Source organism: Vibrio sp. V15_P4S5T153, assembly GCF_963874485.1.
In the GTDB taxonomy this organism is placed as follows: Bacteria; Pseudomonadota; Gammaproteobacteria; order Enterobacterales; family Vibrionaceae; genus Vibrio; species Vibrio anguillarum.
This window is the reverse complement of sequence record NZ_CAWNHR010000011.1, coordinates 1,119,070-1,135,685: the sequence shown is the minus strand read 5'-3', so window position 1 is coordinate 1,135,685 and position 16,616 is coordinate 1,119,070. Positions and strand designations below refer to the sequence as shown.

The following is a 16,616-nucleotide window of genomic DNA, read 5'->3' as shown; positions in this document are numbered from 1 at the left end:
TTTTCGTTCATCAGCATTGAGCTATTTTTAGCAAACAAAAAGGACCATTTGGTCCTTTTTCAACATCATGCGACATCATTTTACATGCTCAGTTGTATAGCCAGTCTCAATCTCTTGAAGCTTTTATCTCGCTTGGCGCTTTTGCCAGCTTCTTACGACAGAATAGCGCCATAAACCGTGAATGCCGAAGTAGCCGATTATGGCGGAGATCACACCGCACATCATGCAACCCAAAAGGAATGGCGGACCAATGGTACTCATTTGTTGCATGATAAAATGCCAAGAGAGTTCAAAGTGAAATGGTTGTGGTGGTGTTTGCATTACCCATGCGCCAAGTTTGTAGGCGAAGTAGAACAGCACTGGCATGGTGATGGGGTTGCTAATCCAGACCAAGGCTACAGAGAGCGGTAAATTGACGCCGCACATAATGGCAAGGCCAGCGGACATGATCATTTGACTCGGAAGTGGAACAAAAGCCATGAACAAACCTACGGCGAAGGCGCCCGCTGCTGAGCGGCGGTTCAAACACCATAAATTGGGGTTGTACAGCACATTGCCAAAAATTTTCAATGCCTTCTGACGCTTAATCACTTCATGGTTAGGCATAAAACGTTTGATGAACTTTCTTGGCATCGTGACATGACTCTCTTATCTAATTACTGGACCCTAGCTTCGTTTTCGCTAACCGCCATTTCTGCTTCTTATTGGCCTTGGATGCCAGATTGGAAATGGATTATGCCTCTATTCGCCATTCTTATACTCTCTGTCGGTTATAGAAAACTGCGCTTTCTCTCAGGAGTAACAATGGCTTTAATGGTCATTGTGATCAGCGGGAACTTATTACGTGAGCAGTCCAACACTATTTTTCAGACAGGTTCGGATATTACCATAAACGGACAGGTTAACAGCTTTTTTAGACAAATTACTCATGGTTATGAAGGAACAATTTCGATTCGATCAATCAATGGTCAAACCTTAGGCATTTTTTTGCGGCCCAAGGTGCGATTAATTGCTCCTTTACCGTTGAAGTATGGTGACGTGGCTGAATTCTCCATCACAGTAAAACCTATCTTTGGTCGGTTAAATGAGACCGGGTTTGATGCAGAGGCGTACTCTTTGAGCCAAGGTATTGTGGCTCGTGCAACGGTTAATAATGGACAGTCTTATCGCATTGAATCATTACCAGAATGGCGAGCACAATGGTACCAGAAGATCAAAACCTGGCTCGCTGATGATCCCAATCTTGGTATTTTAATGGCGCTTACGTTTGGTGAGCGCAGTGATATTTCAACGGCACAGTGGAAAGCATTACGAGACAGTGGGCTGATTCATTTGGTTGCCATTTCTGGTCTGCACATTGGCATCGCGTTTGGTTTTGGTTATAGCCTTGGGCTCGTATTGATGCGTTTGCATCATCGCATGGGGTGGTCGCCATTCGTCGTAGGAAGCTTGTGCGCACTAGGCTATGCTTGGTTGGCTGGCTTTACCTTGCCCACTCAACGCGCGCTCATCATGTGTTTGCTCAATGTGGCGATGATTGTCCTCAATGTCCGTATCAATACTTTGCAGCGACTGCTTATGACGTTATCGGCGGTGCTGCTTATCGATCCTTTTGCTGCGTTATCCAGTAGCTTTTGGATGTCCTTTATTGCTGTCTCGGTTGTGTTCTACCAACTTTCTCTACCTCAAACTCAGCGATTTTTTTTATGGCGTTTATTGACGATGCAGATTGGGTTAGTGCTGTGTATGCTTCCGGTAACCGCTTATTTTTTCGGTGGGGTCAGTACCAGTGCGGCGCTCTATAACTTAGTGTTTATTCCTTGGTTCAGTTTTGTGGTGGTTCCGGCGATCTTTGTTGCTTTAGTGTGTACGGTTTTGACTTTTGATGGCGCACCTATGGTGTGGCATTGGGTGGCCAAATTACTCATTCCAGTTGATTGGTCAATACATTATTCAAGCCTCAGTTGGTTTCCTATTTCTGGGGCTGTTTTGGCTCTGTTGAGCAGTGCTCTGTTGCTGTTTGTGTTTTCACCGTTGATCTCGCGTTTTGCACTGGCGGTTTACAGCATCATTGTGATGGTTTCTTGGCTCACCATTCCGATAAAAACAGGTTGGCGGATTGATGTGTTAGATGTTGGGCATGGGTTGGCGGTGTTGATCGAAAAAGAAGGACGCTACGTGCTTTATGATACTGGTGCAAGTTGGCAAGGCGGTGATCACATCCAGGCAACAGTTGCCCCCGTGTTAAACAAACGGGGAGCTACGCAATTAGACGGGTTGATTTTGAGTCACTTGGATAACGACCATGCAGGTGGAAGAGCGGAAGTTGAGCGTGTTTGGCAGCCCAAATGGAAACGTGCTAGTCAAACGATAGCGGGTTACCAACCTTGTATTGCTGGTGAACAATGGCAGTGGCAACAACTCTCTTTTGATGTTATCTGGCCACCAAAAACCGTAGCGCGTGCTTACAATCCTCACTCTTGTGTGATTCGAATCTTTGACCAAAATACCGGTTTTTCAGTGCTTTTACCCGGGGATGTTGATGCCATGAGTGAGTGGTTACTTGCGCGAACAGAGCAATCCTTACAAAGTCATATCCTGCTTGTACCACACCACGGTAGTAGGACATCTTCTACTGTTGCTTTGATTCGTAAGGTGAATCCTGAGGTCGCTATTGCCTCGCTCGCCAAAGGCGGACGCTGGCAATTACCTTCCGCACAGGTTGTTCAACGCTACCAGCAACATGGAGCAAACTGGTTGGATACGGGTGAAGCAGGGCAAATTAGCGTTATTTTTGGCATGCAGAATTATCAAGTTAGCAGCTTGCGTATCTCTCACTCTCAGCCTTGGTATAGGCAGATGCTCCGTAACGAGGTAGAATGAGCGCAATATTTTCTTAAAAACAAAGCATTTCTATGTCACTCAATACTGACGAAACCACTTGGCAAACCTTCAAACGCCTGTGGACCTATATCCGCCTATATAAATCTGGCCTAGCAGTTGCGGTTGTCGCATTGATTATCAATGCGGTCTCTGACACCTATATGGTGTCATTACTTAAGCCTCTTCTAGATGAAGGGTTTGGGAATGCGGAATCCGATTTCTTGCGAGTGCTGCCTTTTATTATTTTGGGGATGATGGCGCTACGTGGTTTAAGTGGCTTTGTCTCCTCGTACTGCTTGAGCTGGGTTTCTGGCAATGTTGTGATGTTGATGCGTCGGAAAATTTTCAATCAATTCATGCACATGCCTGTCAGTTTTTTTGATAGAGAATCAACAGGTGGCCTGTTATCACGTATCACCTATGATTCAGAGCAAGTGGCTGGGGCGACCAGTCGTGCATTGGTCAGCATTGTTCGCGAAGGTGCGAGTATCATCGGCCTATTGACCTTGATGTTTTGGAATAGCTGGCAGTTATCTTTGGTATTAATCGTGGTTGCGCCAGTGGTTGCGATGGGGATTGGTATTGTCTCTAAACGTTTTCGCAAGATCTCAAAAGGGATGCAGACCACCATGGGTGATGTGACCTCTTCAGCAGAGCAGATGCTAAAAGGGCACAAAGTCGTACTGAGCTATGGTGGACAAGACGTAGAGCGTAAACGTTTTGACCATGTCAGCAATCAAATGCGTCAACAAACAATGAAGCTGGTTGCGGCGCAGTCCACTGCTGACCCTATCATTCAAATGATTGCTTCTTTAGCACTTGTCACTGTGCTGTTTTTAGCCAGCGTTGATTCTATTCGTGCCGAATTAACACCAGGTACTTTTACGGTGGTGTTCTCGGCAATGTTTGGCTTGATGCGACCACTGAAAGCGTTAACGAGTGTTACCTCCGATTTCCAACGTGGTATGGCGGCCAGTCAAACATTATTTGAGCTGATTGATTTAGAAACCGAGCGCGACACTGGCCAGTTTGAAGCCGAAAAAGTACGTGGTGACGTTAGAGTTCAGGATGTGACCTTTACTTATCAAGGTAAAGAAAAACCAGCGCTGTCTCATGTGAGCTTTGAGATCCCTCAAGGTAAAACTGTCGCGCTTGTTGGGCGTTCCGGCTCAGGGAAAAGTACTATCGCGAGCCTCTTGACTCGTTTTTATGATGTCGATTCAGGTGCTATCTATCTAGATGATCATGATATTCGCGATTATAAACTGAAGAACTTGCGCACCCACTTTGCGCTGGTTTCGCAAAATGTTCACCTCTTCAACGATACCATTGCCAATAATATTGCTTACGCGGCAGAAAATGAGTTTACGCGTGAGCAAATTGAGCACGCGGCTAAGCTTGCTCATGCCATGGAGTTTATCAATAGCATGCCTGATGGCTTGGATACCATGATTGGTGAGAATGGAGCCAGTTTATCGGGTGGTCAACGTCAACGAGTAGCGATTGCACGAGCGTTATTACGTGATGCACCCGTACTTATCCTAGATGAGGCGACTTCTGCGTTGGATACAGAATCTGAGAGAGCGATTCAATCAGCACTTGAAGAGCTACAAAAGAATAAAACGGTATTGGTCATTGCGCACCGCTTGTCGACGATTGAAGAAGCCGATGAAATTCTAGTGGTCGATGAGGGTGAAATTATCGAACGTGGTCATCATGCTCAGTTAATTGCACAGGATGGGGCGTATGCCCAACTACATCGAATTCAATTTGGTGACTAATCAGTGATTGAAAAAATCTGGTTTGGACATCACCCCGCACGTTTTTTGTTATGGCCACTATTGTGGCCACTGAGTGTCTTGTTTCGGTTGGTCAGTCAAGTACGTAAGCGAGCATTTCAAGCGAACAAAAAAGAGCGCTATAAGGCTCCCGTTCCTGTGGTGGTGGTGGGTAATATTACCGCGGGTGGTAATGGTAAAACACCGTTGGTTGTATGGTTAGTGGAAGCTTTACAAGAACAAGGCTTCAAACCAGGAGTTGTTTCGCGTGGGTATGGGGGTAAAGCTCCGGTTTATCCATTAGTGCTGCAAAGTGACACGCCAACCGCTCACTGTGGTGACGAACCTAAATTGATTCACCAGCGCACGGGTGCTCCGGTTGCTGTTGCACCAAAGCGCTCACAAGCAGTGCAAGCCCTGCTTCCGTTGGGTGTTGATGTGATCATCACTGACGATGGCCTTCAGCACTATGCATTGGAGCGTGATCTCGAATTTGCAGTCGTGGACGGTGTTCGTCGCTTCGGTAATGAGCAGTTCATGCCTTTAGGTCCGTTAAGAGAGCCACTCTCTCGGTTAGCGGAAGTTGATTTTATTGTGACTAATGGCGGTCAAGCTCAATATGGCGAATTGGCTATGCACCTTTCACCTAGCTTAGCCGTTAACTTAGTGACAGGTCAGCAAGCGCCAGTGAGCCAGTTACCTGCATTAGTGGCTTTTGCTGGCATTGGTTATCCCACGCGCTTTTTCAATACATTAGAAGCTTTAGGTGCAAAGACGGTATTGACCCAAGGTTTTGCGGATCACCGAGAGTATCAATATTCAGAATTAGAGGCGCTTGCGCAACATGGAGCAAACGTCATCATGACAGAAAAAGACGCAGTGAAATGTGCGGCCTTTGCACAAGAAAACTGGTGGTATCTTCCCGTTTCTGCGCAATTTAGTTCGCCAGATGAAAGGCGTATTTTGGACAAAATAAAAGAGGTAATGGAGTCATATGGATCACCGTCTGCTTGAAATTGTAGCTTGCCCTGTATGTAAAAGTAAGTTGACTTATGATAAAGAAAATCAAGAGCTTATTTGTAAATTAGATCGTTTGGCCTACCCAATAAAAGAAGGGATTCCTGTGTTGCTTGAGCCAGAAGCGCGCAGCATGACGATGGATGAGGGACGATAATGGCTTTCACCGTTATTATCCCTGCTCGTTATCAGTCAACTCGCTTACCTGGCAAACCTTTGGCCGATATCGGCGGTAAACCCATGATTCAGTGGGTTTATGAGCAAGCGTTACAATCGGGAGCTGAGCAGGTCGTTATTGCTACTGATGATGCTCGTGTTGAAGCGGCTGTCCATGCGTTTGGTGGCAATGTTTGTATGACATCATCACATCACGAGTCCGGTACTGAGCGTTTAGCCGAAGTGGTGAAATTAATGGGCATTGCCGATCACCACATTATTGTTAACGTACAAGGTGACGAGCCATTCATTCCACCGAGCATCATCAAGCAGGTCGCTAACAATTTAGCCAACAGTAGCGCGCCGATGGCGACTTTAGCGGTTGAAATTACTGATCAAGCTGAAGTGTTTAACCCTAACGCGGTTAAAGTGGTAACAGATCAAGAGGGTTACGCGCTGTATTTCAGCCGTGCGACAATTCCTTGGGATAGAGATAATTTTGCAGTTGGTGGTCAAACGGTGATTCAGCCATTGCTACGTCATATTGGTATTTACGCTTATCGGGCTGGTTTCATCAATACTTATATCAACTGGCAACCCAGTGTACTTGAGAAAATTGAGTGTTTAGAGCAGCTTCGAGTACTGTGGTATGGTGAAAAAATTCACGTTGCCGTTGCTAAAGAAGCACCACCTGCAGGGGTAGATACACCAGAAGATTTAGAGTTAGTGAGAGCGATAGTAAGCCAACGTTAGCTAAAAAAGGAGCAATTATGCTCCTTTTTATCACCGAGTTAATCACGGTTTTATGCGTGCCATGACCTGATCTTTTACGATGAAGTGATGATAAAGAGCCGCTGCGATATGACCACCGATAACAGTCAATACAATCACCTGCATTACTTCACCGTGTAAAGTTTTCCCTATGTTATAAAGCCAATCACTCTTACCTATCAATGAGGGAATAGCATCGCCTGCCAGAGTTAATGTCCGACCTTTTCCTGCAAAACGAAGATAACCACTGATTGGAACAAGCAATGTAAGGAGGTAAAGGGCAGCATGCGCTCCATATAGCAGCTTCTGCATAAGGTCACTTTCATACACTGGCGCTGGTGCTGTTGTGCTTAGTTTTACGGCTAAACGAATCATCGATAATCCAAAAACAGCGACTCCAAACCATGCATGTAAGTTCAGCCATAACACTCGCATTTCGCTACCTTTATCGGAGAATGAACGAAATGAATCGCTTAAAAACAGCAATACGAACAGTAATGCTATAACCCAGTGTATAGCGATGATGATTTTGTTGTGCTTCATTAGTTAAATACCCTTATAAATATTGGTGATTTTATTTAAGCAAATATTTAATGAATGAAATGTGAACAAAGCTGTAAGGATGTATTACAAATATTTTTTTAATAAAAAATGCGCAACGAATGAGGTCGCGCATTATGACGTCGATATTTAAGGTAACGACTTGTTCTTATGTGTCACGTTCGCCGTGTGGTGGGCAAGTCGCTAAAATTTCACGTCGGCCACTCTCTTTGACTTCCTCTAAAATGACATCAAACCCCCATAAACGGTAAAGGTGTTTTAGTACCTCATGACAGCTTTGATCTAAAGGAATTCTATCGTGTGGAACGTGTTGAAGCGTCAGTGAACGATCACCACGTACATCCACGTTATAAACTTGAATATTCGGTTCTAAATTACTGAGATTGTACTGTGCCGCAAGCTTTTCACGGATGGCGTGATAGCCAATATCATCGTGAATGGCACTAACTTCAATAAAATTCTTGCGATCGTCATCCACAATGGCAAACAGCTTGAAATCGCGCATTACTTTAGGTGAAAGATACTGGCTAATGAAGCTCTCGTCCTTAAAGTTGTGCATAGCAAAATGAAGCGCATCTAACCATTCTGTGCCAGCAAGCTCAGGAAACCATTCCCTATCTTCATCGGTTGGCTCTTCACAAATACGTTTAATATCTCGGAACATAGCAAAGCCAAGTGCATATGGATTGATGCCACTAAAATAGGGGCTGTTGTAAGAAGGTTGTGCGACGACACTGGTGTGGCTGTGTAGAAACTCAAGAATGAATTTCTCAGAAACAAAACCTTCATCATAAAGGTGATTCAAGATAGTGTAGTGCCAGAATGTGGCCCAGCCTTCATTCATCACTTGCGTCTGTTTTTGTGGGTAAAAATATTGGCTTATTTTCCTCACAATACGAACGATCTCCCGTTGCCATGGCTCAAGCAGTGGCGCATGTTTCTCAATGAAATAAAGAATGTTTTCTTGTGGCTCACTTGGAAAACGAACTTTAAGATCTTCTTCTTTGGTTTTTGCTTTGGGCACGGTGCGCCACAGTTCATTAACTTGTGATTGTAGATAAGCTTCGCGCTCTTCTTGACGTGCTTTTTCTTCTGCTATCGATATTTTTTCAGGTCGTTTATAGCGGTCAACACCATAATTCATTAACGCATGGCATGAGTCGAGCAGCGATTCGACTTCGGGTACGCCATATTTTTCTTCGCATTCTGAAATGTAGTTTTTGGCAAACAAGAGATAGTCAATGATAGAGCTCGCATCCGTCCAAGTTTGGAAAAGGTAGTTGCCTTTGAAAAACGAGTTGTGTCCATAGCAAGCGTGCGCCATCACTAAGGCTTGCATGGTGACGGTGTTTTCTTCCATCAAATAGGCAATGCATGGGTCTGAGTTAATCACGATCTCATACGCGAGCCCCATTTGGCCATGTTTGTAACCTTGTTCCGTTTGAATAAATTTTTTGCCAAATGACCAGTGGCTGTAATTAATCGGCATGCCAATGCTGGAGTAGGCATCCATCATCTGCTCGGAGGTAATAACTTCAATTTGATTAGGGTAAGTATCGAGACGATAAAACTCAGCTACCCGGCGTATTTCAGTATGGTATTTCTCCAAAAGCTCAAACGTCCAGTCAGGCCCGTCTGGTAACAATTTGCTCTTGCGTTTTGAAGTACCTTTCGCTTTTGTTGTCATTAGTATGCCTCCCTAAGCTGTTTCCTTTTGGAATAGCTCCCTAAATACAGGGAATATGTCATCCACGGTGCGAATGTTTTTAATCGCAAAATTGCCAAATGAGGGTTGTAATTTTTCGTACTCGTGCCACAAGGTTTGGTGTGAGCGACGAGTGATTTCAATATAAGCGTAATACTGGCAATATGGCAGAAGCTTATTGGTGAGGAGTTCTTTACAACGAGGCGAATCATCAGCCCAGTTATCACCATCGGATGCTTGAGCTGCGTAGATATTCCATTCGCCGAGAGGGTAGCGTTGTTCAATGATTTCATGCATTAATTTCAGTGCGCTAGAAACAATCGTGCCGCCGGTCTCTTGAGAGTAGAAGAACTCGTGCTCATCCACCTCTTTGGCTTGCGTATGGTGACGAATAAACACCACTTCGACATTTTCATAAGTGCGAGTTAAAAATAGATACAGCAACACGTAAAAACGTTTGGCAATATCTTTAGTCGCTTGATCCATTGAACCCGACACATCCATTAAGCAGAACATAACAGCTTGGCTCGATGGAATGGGGCGTTTTTCAAAGTTTTTGAAACGTAGGTCAAACGTATCAATAAACGGCACACTTTCAATTTTTTTACGCAACGCTTCGATTTCTTGCTTAAGTCGCTTCTCTTCTAATACTTGAGCGGGCTCTCTATTTTGAATGCGCAGTAACTCTTCTTCTAATTCCCCCATTAAACGACGTTTTCCCGCTGTCATTGCGGTGCGGCGAGCTAGTGATTGTTGCAAAGAGCGAACTACAGCGATGTTCGACGGTACACCTGCCGTTTTGAAACCCGCGCGATGAGTTTTCCATTCTGTAATCTTATTGATTTGATTTTTTTCTAGATTAGGCAATTCCAGATCTTCAAACAGTAGATCAAGATATTCATCTTTAGAGATTTGGAAAATAAATTCATCTTGGCCTTCGCCATCAGCACTCGCATCACCTTGTCCTGAACCATTGCCTTGTCCGCCACCTTTAGGTCTCTCAATTTTATCACCAGTAATAAACTGGTCATTACCTGGGTGAACCCGTTCTTTCAGGCCGCCTTTTCCTTGATGAAACACGGGTTCTTTGATGTCGTGATTTGGGATCGACACATCTTCGCCAGACTCGGTGTTGGTGATGGAGCGACGATTCACTGCGTCTGCAACAGATTCTTTGATCTGCTCTTTATGACGGCGTAAAAAGCGTTGTCTATTGACCGCGCTTTTGTTTTTACCGTTCAATCTTCTATCGATAAATTGCGCCATGAGTATCCCCTTGAAAACGTCACCTTTACGTTAGCCATTGTTGGTATGGCTAACGCATGTACAGGTTTTGGTTTGCTTGAAGTTAAGAAGATTTACGGACGCGTAAATACCACTCAGACAACAGCCTTACTTGTTTTTCTGTATAACCTTTCTCCATCATACGAGCGACAAAATCGTCGTGTTTTTTCTGATCATCAGATGAGGTTTTGGCATTAAAAGAGATAACAGGAAGTAGCTCTTCGGTATTTGAGAACATTTTTTTCTCAATGACGGTACGCAGTTTTTCGTAACTGGTCCAAACCGGATTTTGTCCATTGTTGTGCGCTTTCGCACGCAGTACAAAATTGACGATTTCATTTCGGAAATCTTTCGGGTTACTAATGCCTGCTGTTTTCTCGATTTTTTCTAACTCGTTATTGAGCGATGAACGATCGAAAAGTTGGCCAGTTTCAGGATCACGATACTCTTGGTCTTGGATCCAGAAATCAGCATAAGTAACGTAGCGGTCAAAAATATTTTGACCGTATTCAGAATAAGATTCCAAATAAGCAGTTTGAATCTCTTTACCAATGAACTCGACATAACGAGGCACTAAGTAGCCTTTTAAAAACTCCATATATCGTTCAGCGATTTCTTGAGGGAACTGCTCGCGTTCAACTTGCTGTTCGATGACATAGAACAGATGAACGGGGTTAGCCGCAACTTCCGTTTGGTCAAAGTTGAATACGCGCGACAGTATTTTAAAGGCAAAGCGAGTCGATAAACCGGACATACCTTCGTCAACACCTGCGTAGTCACGATACTCTTGATAGCTTTTTGCTTTTGGATCGGTATCTTTTAGCGTTTCACCATCGTAGACGCGCATTTTGGAGAATAGTGACGAGTTTTCCGGCACTTTTAGGCGCGAGAGGATACTAAATTGACCAAGTAATTCTAGTGTGCTTGGTGAGCATGGCGCTTTGGATAGTTCACTGTGTTCAAGCAGTTTTTGGTAAATTTTCACTTCTTCCGAGACGCGTAAACAGTAAGGGACTTTAACGATATAAACCCGGTCCAAAAACGCTTCGTTGTTTTTGTTGTTACGGAATGTCTGCCACTCTGATTCGTTTGAGTGCGCTAAAATCATGCCATCAAAGGGTAGGGCGGATAACCCTTCTGTTCCGTTGAAGTTTCCTTCTTGCGTGGCGGTTAAGAGTGGGTGAAGCACCTTAATTGGCGCTTTGAACATCTCAACAAACTCCATTAACCCTTGGTTGGCTTTACAGAGTGCACCGGAATAGCTATATGCATCGGGGTCATCTTGCGAGAAATGCTCGAGTTTTCGAATATCCACTTTCCCAACCAGTGACGAAATGTCTTGGTTGTTTTCATCACCGGGTTCTGTTTTTGCGACGGCAATTTGATCGAGAATTGAAGGTCGTACTTTGACGACTTTGAATTTGGAAATATCGCCACCAAACTCGTGTAAGCGTTTGGCCGCCCAAGGTGATGTAATTGAGCGTAAATAGCGTTTTTCTATCCCATATTCCTGCTTGAGGATTTCGCCATCTTCAACCACATCAAACAGACAAAATGGGTGGTCATTGACTGGGCTACGAACGCCATTTGCAGACAAAACATAAATAGGCATTTGTTGCATTAAAGCTTTGAGTTTCTCCGCCAGTGAAGATTTACCGCCACCAACTGGACCGAGTAGATAGAGAATTTGTTTTCTTTCTTCTAAACCTTGGGCAGCGTGTTTGAGGTAGGAAACAATCTGTTCTATGGCTTCTTCCATGCCATAGAAATCCTCAAAAGTTTTATAACGAGAAATCACCCGGTTAGAGAAAATGCGACTCAATCGGGGGTGTTTTGCTGTGTCTATCAGCTCAGGCTCACCAATCGCCATTAACAGCCGCTCTGCTGCATTGGCATAAGCACTTTTATCTTCTTTACACAGAGCTAAAAACTCTTGCAGTGATAGCTCTTCATCCTTGGCGGCTTCATAGCGTGCCTGAAAGTGGTCAAAAATACTCATAGTGAATTCCCCTCTGAAAACTGTCTAACTGACAACACCGCTTAAAAACACAAATTAATAACAATTTAAGACTAGTCCGAGTTTGACAATTTTGCTTAACAATTATGTGTTTATTTAAATTTCGTGACAGTAATAACGTCGAGCAGGTTGAACTATTTAGTGTGTGAATATCAAGAGTTCGAGGGATAAGTTGGTGTTGGAGTTAATAACTGCGAGGGGGAATGTAAAAAAGACGCAGTGTCTGCGTCTTTTCATCTTTCGTCAGCCTACCTTGCTAGGTATTAAAATTTAGGCATTAAAAATTTGTGTAAATTCTGCGGTTGACAAATGGTATTGGCGAGGACAATTACGCCAAGCCGTTAACATGCGACGATATTTATCTGACATTGGCATTTGGCTGTTGAAGTGGTGATCAGCTTTATCAAATTGTGGGTAAAGCCCTTCAGACTCAACCAAGAAACGCACGTAATGAACGCGTTGTGACTCTTTAGCGATATCAAACCCTAAAAAGTGCAGGCGGCGCTGATCCACATTTTTGCTTTCTGCATCGGAGAGCATTTTGTGTGATTCTTGCATAGCGTGATACATCTCCATGATGTCGATCACTTCGCGGCACTCCGCTTCGGTCAAGCAGCCAAATTCTTTGTTGAGTTCTCGCATTTGCAGTTCATAACCACGTTCTACAATGGTTTGTAACCGCTTGTATTTTTTGGCGTTGTTGGGATCCATCTGTGACATCAAAAAATACTGATTAGATAGAATCAGTCGTTGAGCGTTGGTCATTTCCATGAAGGTAGCCTCACTAAATTTTATGTTCTATTTGATGGCATAAGGTTAACAGCAATTATCGACAATGAAACATGATCTCAACACGGATTTAATATGGAAAGCATAAAATGTGTGCAATTCTTGTTACTTTTTGTGTAAGTGGTTATAGATATAATCTTTGTCGGAAAAGACACGCAACCATTCTGGCTTAAATACGGATAGTATCGCTAACGCCATACCATTGAGCAGCCCTTCTGGGAAAGCGAGTAAAGGAACAAAAATTAGGTAATTATCGCGGATGACTTGCCAGTCATGTTGCCCAAGAAGTAATTGATAAGCGGTGTTAATGGCCAAATGCAGGCTACCCGTCAGGCCGCCATTTAAAAAACCAGCCACAAAAATAAACACAAAAATATTGCGCGGTAGATAATGATAACTCAAAGCAAACAAAGCATAACTAACTAGGATTGGCAGTAGCGATGATAGTAGTAAGTATTCGGGGATGTTAAAGAAGGCCAGTTTACCGACCACCGCCAGTGCGAATGTAACAGGAATAGTTATAACAAATGCGCAGCGCCAGCCAAACATCATCGTGAGGGTTGTTAAACCGAGAAAATGGATAGGCAATCCTTCTGTTACTCCGGCTTGAGCTAACCACAAAAGAAAAAGTGCAAAAGAGGCAAAATAGGTGAGATGCTGAAAGGATTTCTCGGCCTTAAACTTTGTCCAAAATGAGTATTTAAAATCGCGAAGGGTCGTTAACCCAACAAGTAGCAGGAGCAATAGCACCGCAAGTTGTTCCAGCTGCATGGCTAGCCTCTCTATAAAAATACCAGCATTATGCTGGCATTTTTATGGTTATTAAATCAAGCAATCAATATTTTATGTTTGAGTGATACTGAGCTAAGATCCCAACGATTTTGTCCATGGTCTCTTTTGACGGCGGATTCACACCTTCTAATGGGTATTCTAGCCCCATTGCTTCCCATTTATGAGCGCCCAATTTGTGATAAGGCAGCAGCTCTACTTTCTCGATGTTATCCATATCTTTAATAAAATCACCAAGCATATGAGCCGCTTCTTCGTCATCAGTGTAGCCAGGAACAATCACATAACGGATCCACGTTTTTTTACCTATGGTGTGTAAGTAGCGCGCGAAATCTAAGGTTCGCTTATTCGACACACCAATAAAATCATGGTGGATCTCATCTTTCATGTGTTTGATGTCTAACATCACTAAATCAGTGGCATCGAGTACTTCATCAATCACGTCTGTGTGTTTGCGAATATAACCGTTGGTATCTAAGCAGGTGTGAATGCCCTCAGCTTGCGCTGCGCGGAATAAATCACGAACAAATTCGGGTTGAAGCATAGCTTCACCGCCTGAGCAGGTAATTCCGCCGCCAGAGGCTTTCATAAAATGGCGATAAGATTTTGCTTCGGTAATGATTTCTTCAACAGTCACTTCCTTGCCTTCATGGGTGTCCCATGTGTCACGATTATGACAATACATACAACGCATTAGGCAGCCTTGCATAAAAACAATGAAGCGAATTCCAGGGCCATCTACCGTGCCACAAGACTCAAAAGAATGAATACGACCAGTTGTTGACATCAGTTCATCTCGAATAGGTTATTTGCCCGTTATTTTATTACAAATGGTAGGGATTAAGTAGGGTTAATGTGCAATTGCCGCCGCATATCCTAAACCATATGTTGTGGCTCAAAATGAATGTCATGAAATTCTGCACATTGACTACACTGTATAGAAATAAGAACTCGTTGAATGCGATAGGGTTTAAATAAGGAATAGTTCATGGATGTACAGTTTTCTCAAAAGCAAAAAATCAGTCTATTTTTAGTTATCCTTTGTGTTGGTTTTTTAGGTTTAGGGATTTATACCGCAAAGAGCTTGACGGGAATGGATGAACAGTATCGCTCCAGTGGCGAAGTGGCATCCGGTTCTGTGGCGATATTTACTACTCAAGCAAATTTGTTGTCGCTTGCATCAGAGCTAAACAACATGCAAGGCAATCAGGTCAACTCGATTTTGAATAAATTGGATCAGTTGATGGGAGAGGTGAATGCTAATGTTGCTTTCCTGCAAAAGACCAATTTTGCTCAAGAAGGGGAAGTGTTGCTCAAGGCGGCCAAACAATTTGACCAATTTTTGCGTCCTTGGTTGCAAGTGAAATCAGAAGTGGGTTTCAACGTTAACGAAGGTAAGCTGGGCGAGCTGAAAACGTTGGCCACCACGATAGAGAAAAAGATAGATGAGACGGGGATGGTTACAATCAACTCGGATTTTCAAGCCATGGTTAAGGCGCAGCAAAATTATTTATTAGAACCCACGGAGCAAAACTTAAAACTGTTTAATCGTGCTATGGCCAGTTTCGTCAATATGTCTGATTCTTATTCGATGTTGGATCTGTATGAAAAAGAGATACAACAATTTAAACAGGCTTTTTTACGTGTGAGTGAACTGTCTCAGCAATTGCAAGTGATGGAGAAACAAAGAGGCGATACAGAGGCGCAAGTTAAGTCGGTGATTCAAGATATTTCAACCAAGCTTTCCGCGTTGAGTGAGCAATATCAGTTGGCCGCAAAAACGACCGCATCGCAAACACAGTGGTCTGTATTGGCGGCCTGTGCGTTACTTGCCATATTGACCATTGCTATTTTCCTTACCTTTAGTTTTTCTCTTTCTCGTTCTTTGTCGCAAACAATTCACGTGTTGAACAATATCTCGCGTGGCGATTTGTCACGCCGTATGCCGATGACGAATAACGAAAAGGACGAATTTAATCAACTGGCATTGGCCATTAACCAAAGCTGTGAAAATTTAGGGAAATTGGTGAGTGGTGTGCAGAAAAGCAGTGAAGCCTTGTCTGGTGATGCCGCGTCACTGAATGTTGGATTAGACACTTTGGTGACAAATCAATCTGACGTTTTGGGACAAACGCAATTGTTGACATCGGCCACAGAAGAGGTCAGCGTGACGACCCAAGAAGTATCCAACTCATTGGAGTTTGTTGCGGAACTCAGCAAATCTTCTATGCAAAGTGCAGAAGAGGGAGGAAAAGTGATTTCCGTTGCTATTACGTCACTGGTTGAGGTTGGTAAAATCCTAAGCTCGGCCGCAGGCCACATTCATCAACTTGAACAAGCTTCTGCAAAAGTAGACTCGGTGATGGACATCATTAATGGTATTGCCGAGCAGACTAACTTATTGGCACTCAATGCCGCAATTGAAGCGGCGAGAGCGGGAGAGCAAGGTCGTGGCTTTGCTGTTGTCGCTGATGAAGTTCGAAGTTTAGCGGTAAGAACGGTCAATGCCGTGGCCGAAATTTCCGGCACGATTGATACTATGCAAAAGGAAAGTGCGGAAGTAATCACTTATATTGCGCAATCTGAGCAGTCTATGCAGAGTGGGCAAGAGAAAGGTAATGAGGCAATACAGGCCATCGCGCAAATTATCAAAAAAGCAGATGAAGCGGCGAATAAAACAGAAGCCATTTTTGCATCGATCCGAGATTTGGCGACGACTAGCCATTCAATGGCAGATAATATGATACAAATATCTCGAGCCATGAAGGCCTTGGAAGAGAACAATGAACAGTTAAGAGCAACCAGCCAGATTGTGGATAAACGCTCTAGCAGCCTAAGTGTAGACTGCCAAAGTTTCACCATATAA

General features: G+C 43.7%; 14 protein-coding genes. 6 read left to right on the top strand and 8 right to left on the bottom strand.

From position 1 onward, the window contains the following. Window positions 1-123: 123 nt before the first annotated feature. On the bottom strand, window positions 124-633 hold the full coding sequence (locus AACT42_RS07000) for a DUF2062 domain-containing protein (protein ID WP_010319231.1): 510 nt from the start codon (window positions 631-633) through the stop codon (window positions 124-126). A 6-nt stretch (window positions 634-639) separates the two neighbouring features. Between AACT42_RS07000 and AACT42_RS06995 the strand changes: the two genes are divergently transcribed. The 5 genes from AACT42_RS06995 to kdsB are packed head-to-tail and all read left to right on the top strand — an operon-like array spanning window position 640 to window position 6,587. Then, window positions 640-2,883 carry a DNA internalization-related competence protein ComEC/Rec2 gene (locus tag AACT42_RS06995; RefSeq protein ID WP_094133265.1) on the top strand — a complete coding sequence of 748 codons (2,244 nt, stop codon included), beginning with the start codon at window positions 640-642 and terminating at the stop codon, window positions 2,881-2,883. Between the two features lie 32 nt (window positions 2,884-2,915). Continuing rightward, complete coding sequence (gene msbA / locus AACT42_RS06990) at window positions 2,916-4,664, top strand: lipid A ABC transporter ATP-binding protein/permease MsbA (protein ID WP_094133264.1); 1,749 nt, start codon at window positions 2,916-2,918, stop codon at window positions 4,662-4,664. 3 nt (window positions 4,665-4,667) lie between these two features. Further along, complete coding sequence (gene lpxK / locus AACT42_RS06985; RefSeq protein WP_094133263.1) at window positions 4,668-5,675, top strand: tetraacyldisaccharide 4'-kinase; 1,008 nt, start codon at window positions 4,668-4,670, stop codon at window positions 5,673-5,675. Beyond that, window positions 5,656-5,835 carry a Trm112 family protein gene (locus AACT42_RS06980; protein WP_013856535.1) on the top strand — a complete coding sequence of 60 codons (180 nt, stop codon included), beginning with the start codon at window positions 5,656-5,658 and terminating at the stop codon, window positions 5,833-5,835. Before lpxK ends, AACT42_RS06980 begins: the two co-directional genes overlap by 20 nt. Further along, complete coding sequence (gene kdsB / locus AACT42_RS06975) at window positions 5,835-6,587, top strand: 3-deoxy-manno-octulosonate cytidylyltransferase (protein ID WP_094133262.1); 753 nt, start codon at window positions 5,835-5,837, stop codon at window positions 6,585-6,587. Before AACT42_RS06980 ends, kdsB begins: the two co-directional genes overlap by 1 nt. A gap of 42 nt (window positions 6,588-6,629) precedes the next feature. On the opposite strand, the gene AACT42_RS06970 is transcribed toward kdsB, so the two are convergent. The 7 genes from AACT42_RS06970 to pflA form a co-directional block, all read right to left on the bottom strand. Further along, window positions 6,630-7,148, bottom strand: a complete 519-nt coding sequence (locus tag AACT42_RS06970) for a cytochrome b (RefSeq protein ID WP_017045183.1) — start codon at window positions 7,146-7,148, stop codon at window positions 6,630-6,632. 166 nt (window positions 7,149-7,314) lie between these two features. Next, entirely contained in the window at window positions 7,315-8,853 is a 1,539-nt protein-coding gene (locus tag AACT42_RS06965) for a SpoVR family protein (protein ID WP_013856538.1), read from the bottom strand. 12 nt (window positions 8,854-8,865) lie between these two features. Continuing rightward, a complete protein-coding gene (locus tag AACT42_RS06960) occupies window positions 8,866-10,137 on the bottom strand; it encodes a YeaH/YhbH family protein (protein WP_017042294.1) in 1,272 nt (423 codons plus the stop codon). 82 nt (window positions 10,138-10,219) lie between these two features. Further along, window positions 10,220-12,154, bottom strand: a complete 1,935-nt coding sequence (locus AACT42_RS06955) for a PrkA family serine protein kinase (RefSeq protein ID WP_013856540.1) — start codon at window positions 12,152-12,154, stop codon at window positions 10,220-10,222. 288 nt (window positions 12,155-12,442) lie between these two features. Continuing rightward, the gene (locus tag AACT42_RS06950; protein WP_013856541.1) at window positions 12,443-12,943 is read right to left on the bottom strand and encodes a YfbU family protein; all 501 of its coding nucleotides are present in this window, start codon (window positions 12,941-12,943) and stop codon (window positions 12,443-12,445) included. A gap of 123 nt (window positions 12,944-13,066) precedes the next feature. Continuing rightward, a complete protein-coding gene (locus tag AACT42_RS06945; RefSeq protein WP_017048072.1) occupies window positions 13,067-13,732 on the bottom strand; it encodes an energy-coupling factor ABC transporter permease in 666 nt (221 codons plus the stop codon). Window positions 13,733-13,796: 64 nt separating this feature from the next. Next, on the bottom strand, window positions 13,797-14,537 hold the full coding sequence (pflA, locus tag AACT42_RS06940; RefSeq protein ID WP_013856543.1) for a pyruvate formate lyase 1-activating protein: 741 nt from the start codon (window positions 14,535-14,537) through the stop codon (window positions 13,797-13,799). A gap of 201 nt (window positions 14,538-14,738) precedes the next feature. On the opposite strand from pflA, the gene AACT42_RS06935 reads away from it, so the two are divergent. Next, the gene (locus AACT42_RS06935; RefSeq protein WP_094133645.1) at window positions 14,739-16,616 is read left to right on the top strand and encodes a methyl-accepting chemotaxis protein; all 1,878 of its coding nucleotides are present in this window, start codon (window positions 14,739-14,741) and stop codon (window positions 16,614-16,616) included.